This is a genomic window from Dolichospermum flos-aquae CCAP 1403/13F, from assembly GCF_012516395.1.
Classification (GTDB): domain Bacteria; phylum Cyanobacteriota; class Cyanobacteriia; order Cyanobacteriales; family Nostocaceae; genus Dolichospermum; species Dolichospermum lemmermannii.
The window spans coordinates 3479894-3495407 of sequence record NZ_CP051206.1 but is presented as its reverse complement, the minus strand read 5'-3'; the positions used below and the strand labels follow the sequence as shown (position 1 = coordinate 3495407).

At 35.8% G+C, this 15514-nt stretch carries 8 protein-coding genes and 1 pseudogene; 2 read left to right on the top strand and 7 right to left on the bottom strand.

The features are described 5' to 3' along the window. Positions 1-70: 70 nt before the first annotated feature. Both HGD76_RS16855 and HGD76_RS16850 read right to left on the bottom strand, forming a co-directional pair. On the bottom strand, positions 71-1363 hold the full coding sequence (locus tag HGD76_RS16855) for an efflux RND transporter periplasmic adaptor subunit (protein ID WP_168696470.1): 1293 nt from the start codon (positions 1361-1363) through the stop codon (positions 71-73). Between the two features lie 323 nt (positions 1364-1686). Next, entirely contained in the window at positions 1687-4713 is a 3027-nt protein-coding gene (locus HGD76_RS16850; protein ID WP_210967650.1) for a DUF2157 domain-containing protein, read from the bottom strand. Positions 4714-5041: 328 nt separating this feature from the next. Here HGD76_RS16850 and HGD76_RS16845 point away from each other — a divergent pair, with 328 nt between their 5' ends. Then, entirely contained in the window at positions 5042-6490 is a 1449-nt protein-coding gene (locus tag HGD76_RS16845; protein ID WP_168694730.1) for an IS4 family transposase, read from the top strand. A 19-nt stretch (positions 6491-6509) separates the two neighbouring features. On the opposite strand, the pseudogene HGD76_RS16840 reads toward HGD76_RS16845, so the two are convergent. The 5 genes and pseudogenes from HGD76_RS16840 to mfd all read right to left on the bottom strand — a co-directional run. Further along, positions 6510-7319 (bottom strand): annotated as a pseudogene (locus tag HGD76_RS16840) (DUF2157 domain-containing protein); the annotation flags it as partial. Between the two features lie 57 nt (positions 7320-7376). After that, positions 7377-7934, bottom strand: a complete 558-nt coding sequence (locus tag HGD76_RS16835) for a Uma2 family endonuclease (protein ID WP_053538791.1) — start codon at positions 7932-7934, stop codon at positions 7377-7379. Positions 7935-8198: 264 nt separating this feature from the next. Continuing rightward, positions 8199-8948, bottom strand: a complete 750-nt coding sequence (locus HGD76_RS16830) for a hypothetical protein (RefSeq protein ID WP_168696469.1) — start codon at positions 8946-8948, stop codon at positions 8199-8201. A gap of 6 nt (positions 8949-8954) precedes the next feature. Further along, on the bottom strand, positions 8955-10235 hold the full coding sequence (locus HGD76_RS16825) for an AAA family ATPase (RefSeq protein WP_168696468.1): 1281 nt from the start codon (positions 10233-10235) through the stop codon (positions 8955-8957). A gap of 107 nt (positions 10236-10342) precedes the next feature. Next, positions 10343-13858 carry a transcription-repair coupling factor gene (gene mfd / locus HGD76_RS16820; RefSeq protein WP_168696467.1) on the bottom strand — a complete coding sequence of 1172 codons (3516 nt, stop codon included), beginning with the start codon at positions 13856-13858 and terminating at the stop codon, positions 10343-10345. A gap of 280 nt (positions 13859-14138) precedes the next feature. Here mfd and HGD76_RS16815 point away from each other — a divergent pair, with 280 nt between their 5' ends. Continuing rightward, the gene (locus HGD76_RS16815) at positions 14139-15449 is read left to right on the top strand and encodes a hemolysin family protein (protein WP_168696466.1); all 1311 of its coding nucleotides are present in this window, start codon (positions 14139-14141) and stop codon (positions 15447-15449) included. The last annotated feature ends 65 nt before the right edge of the window (positions 15450-15514 follow it).

Here is a 15514-nt window from a genome sequence, read left to right as displayed (position 1 = left end):
TAATGGGTAATGGGTAATAGAGATAAGATTCTTTCTATTGACAACTGACAACTGACAACTGACAAATTAACTACTTTTCCGATAACATTGATAATTTAACAACTGCGCCATCTTTCAATGGTTTACTACTGCGAACAACATAACTTTCTCCTGGTTGTAAGCCTGATAAAATTTCTATTTTGCCGTTAGCGATTTTTCCTAAAGATACTGGACGTTCTTTAACTGTAGTTTTTTTATCTGTTTTTTCAACTACGAAAAGTGTAGAGTTAGTATTTTCTAATTGTGGTTTTTTGTCTTGACTACTAATTGCGGTTTCTGGGACAACTACACGCTGTTTTGTTTGGCTGTTAAAGCTAACTCTTGCTAATAGCCCACTACCAATTTTCCCCCCAATGTTGGGCATAACAATTTCTATGGGGATTAACCGGGCTGTGGTATCGGCGGTAGGAGAAATGCGGGATACTTTTCCAGTAAATTTTTCATCAGGAAAAGCATCTAATTTAATTTCTACAGATTGCCCAACTTGAATTTTTCCTAATTCTAATTCCGAAACTTGGGCGACGACTTTGACACGACTAAAATCGGCAACTTTTAAAACTTCGCTCCCAGGTTGTAATAAATTTCCTGGTTCTGTGACTTTTTCCGTGACTACACCGGTAATTGGAGAAATTAAGCGGGCATAGGAACGACGTTCTTCGGCTGCACTCACTGCTGCTTTTTGGGCAAATACTCGACCTTGGGCAGCGGCTACGGCTTGCTTTTCTGTACTAACTTGTGCAGTGGCAGCGCGGAGGGCTTGGGCGGCGGTTCTGGCTTTGGTTTGTGCCTGTTGGGCGTTTTGTTGGGCGATCGCCCCTTCTTTGTATAATTGTGTTAATCTCCGGGAATCTGCCTGTGCTTGGACTAATTCTAGTCGGGCTGTTTCCACTTGGGCGAGAGCATTACTTACTTGAGTCTGCGCTCTGGCTACTTCTGATTCAGTGGTGGCTAGTTGTGCTTCTGCTTGTTTTACTGCGGTGAGTAAGAGGGTATCGTCCAATTGACTGATGATTTTACCCCGTTGGACTGTATCACCAATATCTAAGTTTAAAGCGATGAGTCTGCCTTCGACTTGCGATCGCACAGAAACAATCCGAAAAGGGGCAGTATTACCAATATACTCTGGTTGGGGGCTGAAAGAATTAGTGCGAGCGATCGCTACATCTACAGCAGTTTCTCGGCTCTCTCTTTGGGGTCTTTGGGATTGTGCTTCCGCTGATTCTTTTGGCAATGAACCACAACTGGCTGTTAATAGTGCTATTCCTAACATTGATGGCGTAAATATACGTTGTGCTAGAACTAACATTCTTCTATCCAAAATCATTAATTTTGCTCCTATTCAGATTTTTAGAGTTAATTGTGATTTGTTGATCACAGATAAATTTTTACTAAGTATGTTTTGAACATAGATGTATATATTTTCTTACTCTTTGGAAGTATAAACTTAGTATAAAGATTTTTCATAAATTTGCACGTTACTAAAGTCATGCTTTATGCCATATTCTCAAGAAAAGAACAAAAAAAGAGATTCTTCAACCCACATTCTACGCGCACTTGGTATTGATCCAATTGATTAAATGTGCGTTTTCTAAAATTGTTGTAGAGATGTTTCATGGAACGTCTCTACTTTTTTCACCAGATGTCTAATCAATCCCAATTGGCAAATTCATCACTAATATTGCGAAGTAGGGCAGTGATTTGAGTGCGTCGGGTTTCAAAGTTAGCAGCAATGTAAATTAACAAAATACCAACTAATAAACCAACAATCCATTTTAAGAAAGAATAACTCAGACTGAAAATTACTAATTGGTAAATGCTAGTAATTAAAAAAGTACCTGTACCAACATAAAGAAAAGCGCGGACTTTTAAACCTAAGCCAGCGAAAATAGTAATCAGACTAAAAACACCAGGGATAAAAGGCAGATTTTGATAAAACAAAATTGTCCAACCGCAAATTAAACCACTTCCTAACATTCGCAAACTGTGACGGAGAGGTTTGGTTGTTGATAATTTTAGTTGTTCATCTATTTGGGCAATATATAGTAAAGATAAACCAATTGGTATAACGTACCAAAGAGAATCTCTGAAGTTTAAATCATTAAACCAAGTAAATAATGCCCAATCAATTAATATTAAACTGATATATGTAAACCGGATTTGTGTGGCAGCGTTAGCTAAAAAGACGTAGTAAGCAGCAACGATAATTAAAGTAATAGGATAGGTTGTTAGTCCCGTTGTTCCTACAATAATTAATGGGAGAATGTATGCTGTGCGTTGCCAAGGCGTTTTTGACCAACCTAATCTTTGCCAAGGTAGAATATATAGGAAGTAGGCAAATAGGCAGGATATCGCCCCATTCCAAGGTAGTAATTGCTCAAATACTAATCTCCCTATTGGTAAATTTTGTAAATAAATACCAATAATTCCTACTTCTATTAAACCTAAATAAACCCAGATTTCTTGATTTGTTTCTTGGGAATTTTCTTTTCCTTGCCAAATCGCATAGCGAACTAAAAATAATCCTGTTCCTAATACGATAGACGAGTTAATTTGGATAGGTAAAGTCATAGCAAAAAGGAATAAAATACTACTCCAAACCCAATGAAGATGGGCAATATTTTTTAATTCTTGAGAATTTAAACCCAGATAATTAATCAGCCAGGGTGTGAGGATACGGTAAGCATACATGATGCTAGTACCAAGGGCTGACATGGCAATTAAACCATCACCTAAAGCCTCTCCTTTAGATAGGGACATTTGATAAAATAGGAGTTCGTAGGCGGAAATTGATAGGCCGATAATACCAAAATAAAGGAGGGGTTTAAATGCTTCCCTGCGTCTTCCTACCCCAATCATAATTAAGGCTACACCCAGGGAACAAAAACCTGTAAAATTGGCAAAGGTATTTAATCGCAAAATGACGCTAAATGCACCATATATTAGAGGGAGAATATGAAAACTATTAGGTAATGTTTGTAATTGATGTTTGCGTCGCCACCATTCACCAAATAGCTGAGTTGTTAAACCGAGAATGATGTTTGCTATGGCGATTCTAATGATTGAATGTTCGCCAAATCCTAAGATTTCTGCTGTTAATAATTCTAAACACCAACCGATTCCATAAAATGCTGCTTCTTTAGATTGTCCCCAACTGCGATAGACAATTGCCCCTAAAATTATGGCTGTGGTGATAATATAGAAATATTCGGTTTTGATAGTTCCTTGATAAATTAAGCTGGAGTGCAAAGTTAGGGCTGATAGTTCTATTGTACATAATGAGATCGCCCATTTATCACTTGCGGCTGCATAAATTATTGCCAATTCTGTACCTTTGCGTAAAAGTACACCACGCCATAGCCATAAACTCAGTATTGTTAATGCAGTAACGACAAACCAACCTGATATTTTTAATTGGATTAAACCAAATACACCTTCACCTAATAATGCAGTCAGGAAACTTAATCCAAAACCAATAATTATTCCTGCATATATTTGGTTTCTTAAATAGCGAGTATGGACTAACATTACCGCTATACCCACACCCAAACCGATTAATCTTATTCCTGGTAATGGTAAAGTTAATAATTGAGAAATCCCTACAGCGAAGACACTTAAAAACCTGTTAGTGGTGCGATTTGGTTCAGTGTTACGAATAGCTAAACCTGTTAATGCTAAAGGTGTAATTAACCAAATTACGCCTAAAGAGTTTTGATTTTGCCAATTACTTATAGAATTTTCCCATAATAGAGAAAAACTGATTGCAGCTAATACTAAACCAATATACCATGCACTCCGTCGCGTTATGCCTTCACCAAGACTAAATCCCCATTCAGCTATCATGATAGCTAATAAGATACCAGCCCAAATTTCTTGATTTAAACTTGGTAAAAACCAATTAATGCTAGAAATTAGCGTCAATACTCCCATACCATGAGTTAAGTATATAAAGGGAGGAGAAAAAGCTGCACGACGTTGAATAAATGTGGCTAGAGTAATAGTAGATAATAAAAAATTAGCCGTTCTTAATGTCGGATTTACTAAGCTAATTATTGTTAAACAAATCCCTAAAAATAAAGTTAGATATTCTCCAAAATCTGCCAATTCTTGATTTTCTTGATCATGTAATTTATCTGTTAACCATAACATTAATATGATGTAGGGAAATAAAGCAATACTCAATAATACCCAAGGTTCATTTTGAGAATTGGTTAAATGGGTAGCGGTGCTAATTAGTAATGTTTTTAATTCATTAGGAATTAATCTCCAACCTAGCCAAATTGTCTGTAACCCAATTAAGAAAATAGCTAAAAAATCTTTTTGTAAATTATATCTTTGTAACCGACGACTAAAAACCCACAAACTTAAAATGCTGACTATTATAGCTTGGACTGGTTCTGTTATGACTGAAACTAACCAACCTAATAAAAGTAAACTTCTTCCTAATTCTTCCCAAAGGATAGAAGGATTTGTAGAAGAATTTTTTTCTGATAACCAAATTACTAAACCACCGCAAATCCCAATTGCTAAACCTAATTGAGTAATATTAACTCCAGCTATAAAAATAGCCCTTGTCAGTAAAGTTAATAAAGCGTAAATCAGGAAAGTAAAATATAAACTAATTCCCCATTGTGGAGTTTCTGTATTTGTATTTTCTTGGGGTTGGTTTAATTGCAATACCCGTGAATGAAATTAATAGCCTACAAATAATTACTAATATTAATTCTGCAAATATTAAGGCATAAAAATAACTTCAGTTTAGTCTAAACTCCAGGCAAAATGTATCTAAAATTATATGATCATGAGATTTTTCTTGAATTTATAAATCATCAATCTTGTCAATTATTTGAAATCAAATTTAAAAAATCATAAATGTGTCATTTTTTTCGTCGAGAATTTTTATTCCTGCTCCAAAATGAGTAGCCTGATAGTATATATTGACAAAATATGAAAGAATATTTAAGCTTTATAAGAGTTTATTTCAAGTCATCCTTGACAGTTTTGTATGGGAATTCAAAAAGAACATCATCAGATGCTTACTCAGTTTACGACAGAATATGATCTGCAACCAATTGCAAAACATTTATCAACTATTATCAAAGAATCTTTGGCGAGTGTTTCATCAAGTAAATGTCGTCAAGGAACGATTCTAGTACCAACGTTTGTCATTTGGTTTGTAATTCTCTCCACTATCCGTCGTGATTTAAGTTATTTAGGAATAATGGATTGGATGATATCAGGATTGAGGTGGTTATCCTGTTGTCTACCAAAACAACTTATTTCTGAAGGTGCTATGAGTCATGCCAGAGTTCGTATAGGATTAACAGTTTTTCAACTAATATTTAAAAAACTCACTTCTAGTTTGACAACATTGAAATATGACTTTCATAAATGGACTACAGTAATATTTGATGGTTCCACAGGTACGACACCTGATACTGAAAGTAATCGTGATAAATTTGGGAAGTCTAAATGTGGTCGAGGAGAAAGTGCTTTTCCCATGCTGAGAATAGTCACATTAATATCAGCATCAACACGCCTGATCCTAGATTTTACCTATGGTTCGAGCCAAGGTAAAGGAACTGGTGAAAGGACTTTAATGACTAAATTACTGGCACAATTTAACCAGAAAAACTTATTATTTTTATTAGATGCTGGTTTATATTCCTTTGCAACTATTTTTAGTATTCGTACAAAAGAATGCGACTTTTTACTTAGGGTAGCTTCTAATGTTAAACTACCTGTTATCTCTGATTCTCGTTTGCCAGATGGATACATGGCTAGATATCCAGATGGAAGTTATTTATCAGAAATTAATGGCAAAATTCTCAATTTAGAAAAATCTACAGAATCGCATAAACAATGGAATCAGGAAAGTATCATTGTCCGAGTTATTGAATATCAAATTCCTGGTTTTCTCCCTCGTCGTTTAGTTACTAGTATTATTGACCCTAATATTTCTGCCAAAGAATTAATTATTCACTATCATTGCAGATGGGAGGTGGAAATTAGTTTCTGTGAAATAAAAACACATCAATGTGCTACGCTCAAAGGACAAATGCCCACTATTTTTCGGAGCAAAACATCTGAATTAGTCGAACAAGAACTTTATGCTATGTTAATTGCTTATAATCTACTCCGCGATTTAATTTACCAATCTGCTAACGAATATAATAAAAATCCTTTACTCCTTAGTTTTCTTGAATCTTTGCAACTAGTTATAGATTTAGTACAACTCATCAGCCATTCATCCTTAAAATTACGAGAAATTCAACATCAATATTTATTATCATTAATTTCCCAGTCTGAAATTGATCGCCCCCGACGAAAACGTATTAATCCCCGTGTTGTCAAAATTAAAATGTCCAAATTCAAGCGCAAAAACTCTTCCCATAAATCTGAAATCAGAGATATAGAAAAAGACTTGAAAATCCTTCCCCCACAAGCAGTTTGACAATTTCATTCACGGGTATTGGGTTTAATTGATTGTAAACAGTAATAGTAGTTGTTCCTATCATTGCTAAATAAACAGCAATTAGGGGAAAATTTGATAACTTCCAACCCCAATGTAAATAACTCAACCCGATAATATTGATTAAAGGTAATTTACCACTGGGAAAATTAGTAATAATATTCCTGTTTTGACAAAGTTGATTAGTAATAAATGTGAGAGTCAGAGATGCAATTCCCATCACAACTAAGTTTAATGGATTTTGCCACAAACTAAAGCTATCCATTGCCCAAAAGTTGATAGGAACTAATAACAATGTGACTATTAATAATGTCTGTGCAGTTAACCTTAAATTGCTTTGTTTACCAGCCCAAAATGTAAACCCACAAAAACTCAAAGTATACGCAAATAAAACCCCATACTGTCCAACTGCGGGGAATCTTTCCCATTGACTTGCAGCCAGAACTCCGGAAGAAAGCACTACTAAAAATACACCCAAAAACAGCAACCACCGCACACTTAATTCTTCACCAAAAGATTGCAGCATCGAATTAACAAAACTGGGTTTCGTAGGTGGTTTTGTTATGGGTGGTAAAGTTGCAATTAACGGTCTTTTTGCTGCTGTAGGAGGTCTATAAATTACTTCTGGTTCAGATTCAGTCTCAGGGGTAAATACTACGGTACAAATGAGATATTGACGGGCTATTTGTTTAACTTGATCATCAGATATTAAACCGAGATTTAATAAGTCATCTAATCCTAATAATAAGTGAGGATGATTCGATGGTAGTTTAATGGGAATTTTCTGCGATGGTTCAAAAGGTGATGTCATAATCTGCAACCCTGTAAATGTATATCAGAAATAGCCCTTTTAAGATGACTGGATAATTTAAAATATTTCAGTCACATTAATACTGACATCAGGAAAAGCTAAAATTGATAAAGTCTGATTTTTTACTAACTTCTGTATATCTTGATAAACTCCCTGGAGAGGATTTCGATATACTTCTATAACTTCCTGATTAACATCTATTAACCAAACTTCAGGAATATTTGCTTCTGCATATAAAGGAATTTTTACTTCTCTGTCATATTTTATCGTTGTGTCGGCAACTTCTATTAACAAAAATATATCTTCTGGTTGGGGGTGTGCAGTTCTATAAAAATCTGCACGGGGTTTTAATAATGCTATATCTGGTTGAGGTTCAGAAGTTTCATCTAATTCTACTGGGTTTTGGACATTAATTAAGGCCAGACCTCCTAATAGCAACGCTAGTAAGTTACTTAAAAATAAAACACAACCTGAGTGTCTTGTACCAATAGGGGACATATCAATCATTTCTCCGCGAATTAATTCTAATCTTTCATTTTCTGACAAAATACCAGATTCAGCCATTTGGTGAAATTGCTTAACTGTAAATTGGTGTCTGAGTAATTGTAAAACCATTGTCGCCTCTATGGGAATTTTAATTAATAGGGGTGAAACTAGGGAATCTATTAAATATTCTACATTTATTTTAGATCTTTTTTATCTGTGATGTAAATACCACATACAGTATAAACGAGATATGATTAGATGGTAGTTTAATGAGAATTTTCTGTGATGGTTCAAAAGGTGATGTCAGAAATTGCAACCCTGTAAGGGTATATTAGAAATAGCCCTTTTAAGATGACTGAGTAATTTCCTAAATTACTAAAATAGAACTCTCAATCAGATGTATTTTTCACAATTAGATTTACTATTTAAAGAACAACGTTTTAATCCCAAAGATAATGTTTGAATAAAAAATCTTGCTTCAGGTAAATCATTGAAAATATAGTCTATACTTTCAGGTGTGATATAATTTAGAGCCTGTTTTTCGATTTCTTCATCTTGAGGATATTCGGTTTTGTACAATAAAACTTTCCACTCGCGGGGATTTTTACCATAATTTTTATTTAATTCTCCTCTCGCAGCAGCAACAAGAACTTCTATTGAGGGAAATGTTGTTAAAGGCATGATTATGGGTAAATATTTTCTAGGATATTCATTTCTAGCTTGAAAAGCATAAAATTTTTCAATTGCTTCTCTCAAAATATGCGATAAACTAATTGCCCAAGTATCAAAATATTGATTTTTATCTTTAAGAATATGTTCCGTATCAGTAGTTATTAAAAGAATATCACTATAGGAAATATCTACATTATCTTTAAACTCCTCAAAAGCTTGGATAATTGTACCACATATACTATCTCTTAGTTCTACTGCTATTTTATTGGGTAAGTAATACCCTTCAGGATTTTTGCGACAGGCATTTTTGTATTTTTGAACATGATCAAAAATGTTTTTTCTAATCAGTGGAATAATATCAAATTTGACATTTTCTGATATTTCTTCTAATAAAATACATTCAACAATTTTTCCAAACACTTTATAGTCAGTTAGCCCGTCTCCAACAATTCCCACATTGATATTATTCATGATATTTTACCCAATTGTCCCTGTGTACCAAAGTTCTGCTAACTGATATTTTGGTATTTTTATTAACTGTTTACCTGTATTTTCCTCAGTTTCATATTCTACTTCATCATCTTTAATTGCTCCAATTCCCACAAGGGTATCAAGTGCAGTATTTAAGTTTCTCACATCGCTTTGACGACTACGTTTATCTAAACGAACTGTATAAACATGATCAGGATGTTGATTAAATTCTCTTAAAACAGAGGGGCTGTGAGAAGTTAAAATAAATTGTGATGTTGTAAAGCCATCTTGGTTAGGTGATGTTGCTTGCCAAATCCAATTCATCAATTGTTGTATATTACCTGGATTAATACCATTTTCTATTTCTTCTAACATGATTAATGCAGGTGGATTTTGCAATGACGCAAGCAAACTTATTGCGGCAATTTTCATAAAACCATCTGATATGATATGTGGCAGAAATTCTTCAATAGTACCCTTACGTCCCAAGTCAAATTCCCAAATTAAACTCGACTGATTTGAATCATAACTAACTCCGATAAAACTTGAATCAACTGTTCTCAGTTTTGCAATAAATGATGAATATATACGTTGTTCTTTTTCTTTAAAATGCTGAAGAATTGACTGAAAGTTACTTCCTGTTTTGTTCAAACATACAGGTATTCTAAGTTTTTCTATTTCAAAACTGTTATTAACTTCATTATCTTGCTTTCTATCTGCATCCTGATTATCTTTAACCATTTGTTTGAGGAATGTAGGTTGAAGATGATAACTCAATGTACTATCAAAAGAAAGAAAAAATAATTCGCATATTGCTTTTTCTGTTTCCTTTAGAGATGAGTCTAATCGTATTATTTCTCTTAGTGCTAGTATAGCGGTAGGCTGATTATAGCCACTAGTAACTTCTTTAGGTATTCTATTATTAGCTAATTTAATAATTACTCTTTCTTTACAACTAGCATTATTTATAAATCTATCGCTTTTATGTATTTCTATTTTATAATTAATTTCTCCATCCTCATTATTCCATAAAATTGAATAAGAAATGGGTTCTTCATCTTTCGCAAGTCTATATCTATGTGGATATAAATCTCTCGCAGCATTTACGTGTCGACTTATTTGTTCATCAGGGTTTCCTCTTCTGACAAGATTACACAAACGTTGTATTCCTGCTAAAAGATTTGTTTTACCAGAATTGTTATTACCAATTAACAAAGTTACTGGATATAATTCTATAGTTGTTGATTTGTGAGTTCTAAAATTCTCTAAAGTAACTTGTTTAAACATCGTAACCTCCCCAAAATAGAATTATTTTTACCTTACTCGTTATCTTAATATTTTACACTATATTTTCAGAAATATATAAAAAATGGTGGGCATTGCCCACCCTACACTTAAGGAGTTTCCGAAATTGCACCTTGCATTTTTACAAAAGTATCTATTAAAGTTTGCAATTGTTGGTCTGCTTTAAACACTCCTAAACCTCTCGCTGTTACCTTCCCAGGAGAATAAACAAACCTTGCTTTCATGGTGGGAGTGAGGTTTTCTGCTAATAGATTCCAAGCAGGTTCTTCCATTGGTGTTTCTAAAACAATGTGCTGTTTATTCTCTGGTTTAATGCGGCTAAATCCCAGGTTTTTGGCTAATTGTTTTAATTCCATAACTCGTAATAATTGATTTGCCGAAACTGGGATAGTTCCATATCTATCAGTCCATTCAGCAGCAATTTGTTTTAATTCATATTTTGATTTTACCGTGGCTACAGCCCGATAAGCACTCATTTTTTGATCAAGGTCAGTAATGTAGGTTGCAGGAATAAATGCGGTGAGATTAAGGTCAATTTGAGTATCTTCAACTTTGGGTATTTCTTGACCTCTAATTTCTCGAATTGCTTCTTCTAACATTTCCATGTACAAATCAAAGCCAATCACATCCATTTGACCAGATTGTTCTGCACCTAGCAAATTTCCCACACCGCGAATTTCCATATCCCGCATTGCTAATTGATATCCAGAACCGAGTTGAGTAAATTCTTGAATTGCTCTTAATCTTTGTCTGGCTGCATCGGATAATTCTCTTTGTTTGGGGTAAAATAACCATGCGTGGGCTTGAATTCCTGCCCGTCCGACTCGTCCTCGCAATTGATATAATTGAGATAAACCAAAACGGTGAGCATCTTCAATTAATATTGTGTTGACTCGCGGAATATCTAAACCAGATTCAATAATTGTGGTACAAACAAGAATATCAGCGTCATTATTGCCAAAAGTCAGCATAGTTGATTCTAACTCGCTTTCGTCCATTTGACCATGAGCGATCGCAAATCTGCCTCCAGGAACCATTTCTCGCAATTTTGTCGTGGTTTCTTCAATTCCGTCTACTCGGGGAACTACATAAAATACTTGTCCACCTCGATCTAATTCTTGTCGAATTGCACTTCTAATAACATCGGAGTTGAGCGGTGAAAGATGGGTTTGAATTGGTCTTCTGGTGGGAGGTGGTGTGGTAATTAAACTCATTTCCCGAATTCCCGACAATGACATATATAAGGTTCTGGGAATGGGAGTTGCAGAAAGAGTTAAAACATCAACTTGAGTTTTTAAGCTTTTGATTTTTTCCTTTTGATTAACTCCAAATCTTTGTTCTTCGTCAATTACTAAAAGTCCTAGATCTTTAAATTGGACACTTTTACCTAATAATTGATGCGTCCCCACAACTATATCTAATTCTCCCGTAGCCAGTCGTTTTTGAATATTCCGTTTTTCTTCCGCACTGCGAAACCGATTCAGTAAACCCACATTTATAGGATAAGGGGCAAAACGTTCTTTAATTGTGTGATAATGTTGTTGAGTTAAAATTGTTGTTGGGGCTAAAAGTGCAACTTGCTTTCCTGCGGTAACAGCTTTAAAAATCGCCCGAATTGCTACTTCTGTTTTCCCAAAACCCACATCTCCACATACTAACCTATCCATCGGTCTTTCACTTTCCATATCCCGTTTCACATCTTGTACCGCTTTGAGTTGATCTGTGGTAGGTTGGTAAGGAAAAGAATCTTCCATTTCTTCTTGCCAAGGCATATCATGAGGATAGGAAAAACCTTGTTGTTGAGAACGGGCTGCATACAATTTTAATAAATCTACCGCTAATTTCTTAATGGCTTTGCGAACTTTACTCTTCGTATTTTCCCAAGCTTTTCCGCTCATTTTATGTAATTCTGGGGCTTGATCTCCACCAGTGCGGAAACGAGATAAAGAACCAACTTGGTCAGCCGCAACTCTTAACAAACCATCTGCATATTGAACAACTAAATAATCACGGGTTTCATCATTAATTGTCAGACTTTCTAATTTGACAAATTTACCAATTCCATGACTACGATGAACTACATAATCTCCCTGACGTAATTTGTTAGGATCAACTTGTTTAGATGTCGCTTGACGACGTTTGCGGACATAGCCAAAATTAGCTAAGGAATGTTGTCCATAAAATTCTCTATCGGTGACAATAACCAACCGATAAGAAGGTAAAATACAACCTTCTAATTCTGCTAAACCGGAATATTTAAGGGCAATTGGAATATGATTAATTTGCAGTTTATCAATAGCTTGATAATCACGAGGATTGGGAATAAACTGCGCGGGACAATCATGTTCTTGCAGAAGAGAAACAGAACGGGAAGGTTGAGCCGAAAGTATCCAAACTGCAAAATTGCGTTCGCGTTCTTTTCTAATTGTTTCCCCTAATTTTGCAAATTGATGAGGTGTAACAGGTAAAGGTCTACTAGCTAAATTCAGTCCACTATTTTCTTCTGATAATTCCGATAAATATAACTTTCTAAAATTGCCAATTTCCGCTATACACTCATCAAAATTTCGATGAATTTTCGGTAATGCAACTGACAACTGTACCGGCGAAGCATTTGGAAGATAAATTATCGGTGGTTGCAAAAAATGGTCTTCTAAATGTTTCGCCCCTACTGACCACTGACTATTAGCATTTTCCACCCAGCGATCGCTATGAGCATAACATTGTTCTAGTTCATCAATGGCAACAAGAGTATTTTCAGATAAATAATCTAATAATGAAGCGGGTTTTGCAAAAGCCAACCCCAAAAACCGCCGACTTCCTTCTAATGTTCCTAACTCTGAAGAAATTCCCTGGAACGTCTCTACATTTGGTAAATCTTTCAGTGCATCTGAAATAATAGGTGCAAAACTTGTCGGGGTGAGAGTAATTTTTTCCACCTTATCCAAAGCAGAACGTTGGGTAGCGGGGTCAAATTCTCGAATTTGTTCAATTTCGTCGCCAAACCATTCCAAGCGCACAGGCAACTCTGAGGACACCGGAAACACATCCACAATATCCCCCCGTCTACTCCATTGTCCCTCAGTTTCCACCAGAGGAACTCGTTCATATCCCAAAAGAGTGATTTTTTCCCCAAACCCATCTAAATCAAATTCCATCCCTTTTTCTAAGGTTACACAAAATGATTTAAACGCTTCCGGAGGTGGCAAATGTGGTTGTAATGCCCCCACAGTGGCAATTATGGCAGTTTTTTGCTTTTGCAACTGACCATTTACCAAATCCGCTAAAACCTGCATTTGACCCCAACTTAACTCATTTTCAGGGTCAAAAGGTTCATAGGGAGAAGCTTCAGAAGTTGGGTAAAAATGCACAGTTTTCCAGCCCATTGCTTCCATTTGGGCGAAAACCCGGCCAGCTTCCTCTAGGGTGGCACAGACGACGCACAAATCCTGATCTTCATAGTTTGCTAATGCTGAAGCTACCAGTCCCTTAGGTAGCCGAGAAATCCCATTTAACCGCAATTCCCGTTGTTTGTTGAGTTTGGTAATTAGTTCGGCGGTAAGAGGCGATCGCGCCAAAGCACGCACAATAGAAGAAAAGGCCATATATTTCAAATATCTTACGCTAAAAAAGGAAGTCGCTGCTGATGTCAAAATCTAAAAGCAGTTTATATTAGCTATTTTAAAAGTTTTCATGGCACTCTAGAGGATGATTCCCAAAGAATCAAGCTTAACTACTAATAGATAGAAGAAATATAGCTACTACTTTGTGTATAGTCAAATTATTCAGAGAATTACCTAAAATAATGGATACTAATAAAATGTCTAAATAAACTGGATTTCTCATCTCTGTATACTTTTACTCTTTATACCAGCAATTTTAAAAATGTCTTCCTTCACGTTTGAAATTTTAACGATTTTGGTGCTAATTTTCGCTAATGGTGTATTTTCAATGTCGGAAATGGCCGTAGTCTCAGCCCGGAAAGTTAGACTACAGCAGTTAGCCAATCAAGGAGATATCAACGCAAGGGCTGCATTAAAACTCGCAGAATCTCCCAACCATTTTTTATCTATTGTCCAAGTAGGGATTACACTCATTAATATCCTTAATGGTGTCTTCGGTGGTGCTACCATTGCCAAAAGACTGGAAGAGTATGTCAAATTAGTCCCAGTTTTAGCGAATTATAGCAATGCGATCGCCTCTGGGGTAGTGGTATTACTAATTACCTATTTTTCCCTGATTGTCGGTGAACTCGTCCCCAAACGTCTGGCTTTAAATAACCCTGAAAAAATCGCCGCTTTAGTAGCTATCCCCATGGGGACTTTAGCAAAAATAGCTTCACCTATAGTTAAAATTTTGGGTGCTTCTACGGATTTAGTATTGCGAATTTTGGGAATTACCCCCTCTGCTGAACCGCAAGTTACAGAGGAAGAAATTAAAATACTCATAGAACAAGGAACAGAAGCGGGGACATTTGAAGAAGCCGAACAGGACATGGTAGAGAGAGTTTTCCGGTTAGGCGATCGCGCCGTCACCTCTTTTATGACACCCCGTCCTGATATAGTTTGGTTAGACTTAGACGACTCTCCTGAAGAAAATCGCCACAAAATGGTGGAAAACGGCTATTCTCGCTATCCAATTTGTCAAGAAGGATTAGATAACGTCCTGGGAATTATTCCTGTCACCGACTTATTAGCGAGAAGTTTACGGAATGAACCCTTTGACTTAACACTAGGATTACGTCAACCCGTATTTGTCCCGGAAAGCACCCGCGGTTTAAAAGTTTTAGAATTATTCAAACAAACCGTCACACACATGGCTTTAGTTGTAGATGAATATGGCGTAATTCAAGGTTTAGTCACTCTTAACGACATTATGAGTGAAATCGTCGGTGATGTTCCCGCAGAACCAGGACAAGAAGAACCCCAAGCTGTACAACGGGAAGATGGTTCTTGGTTAGTAGATGGAATGTTAGGAATAGAAGAGTTTTTAGAACTATTTGATCTGGAAGAATTAGAAACTGAAGAAAGAGGAAATTATCAAACATTAGGCGGTTTTGTGATCACCCATTTAGGACGGATTCCCGCAGCCGCTGATCATTTTGAATGGGATAATATGCGGTTTGAAGTTATGGATATGGACGGAAATCGGGTTGATAAGGTATTAGTTGTACCCAAAGGAATGGGTAATGGGTAATAATTACAATTCTTTAACAAAAATGGCAAAATCAGTAGTTAGATTCTAGCTATAATTTATGTAAC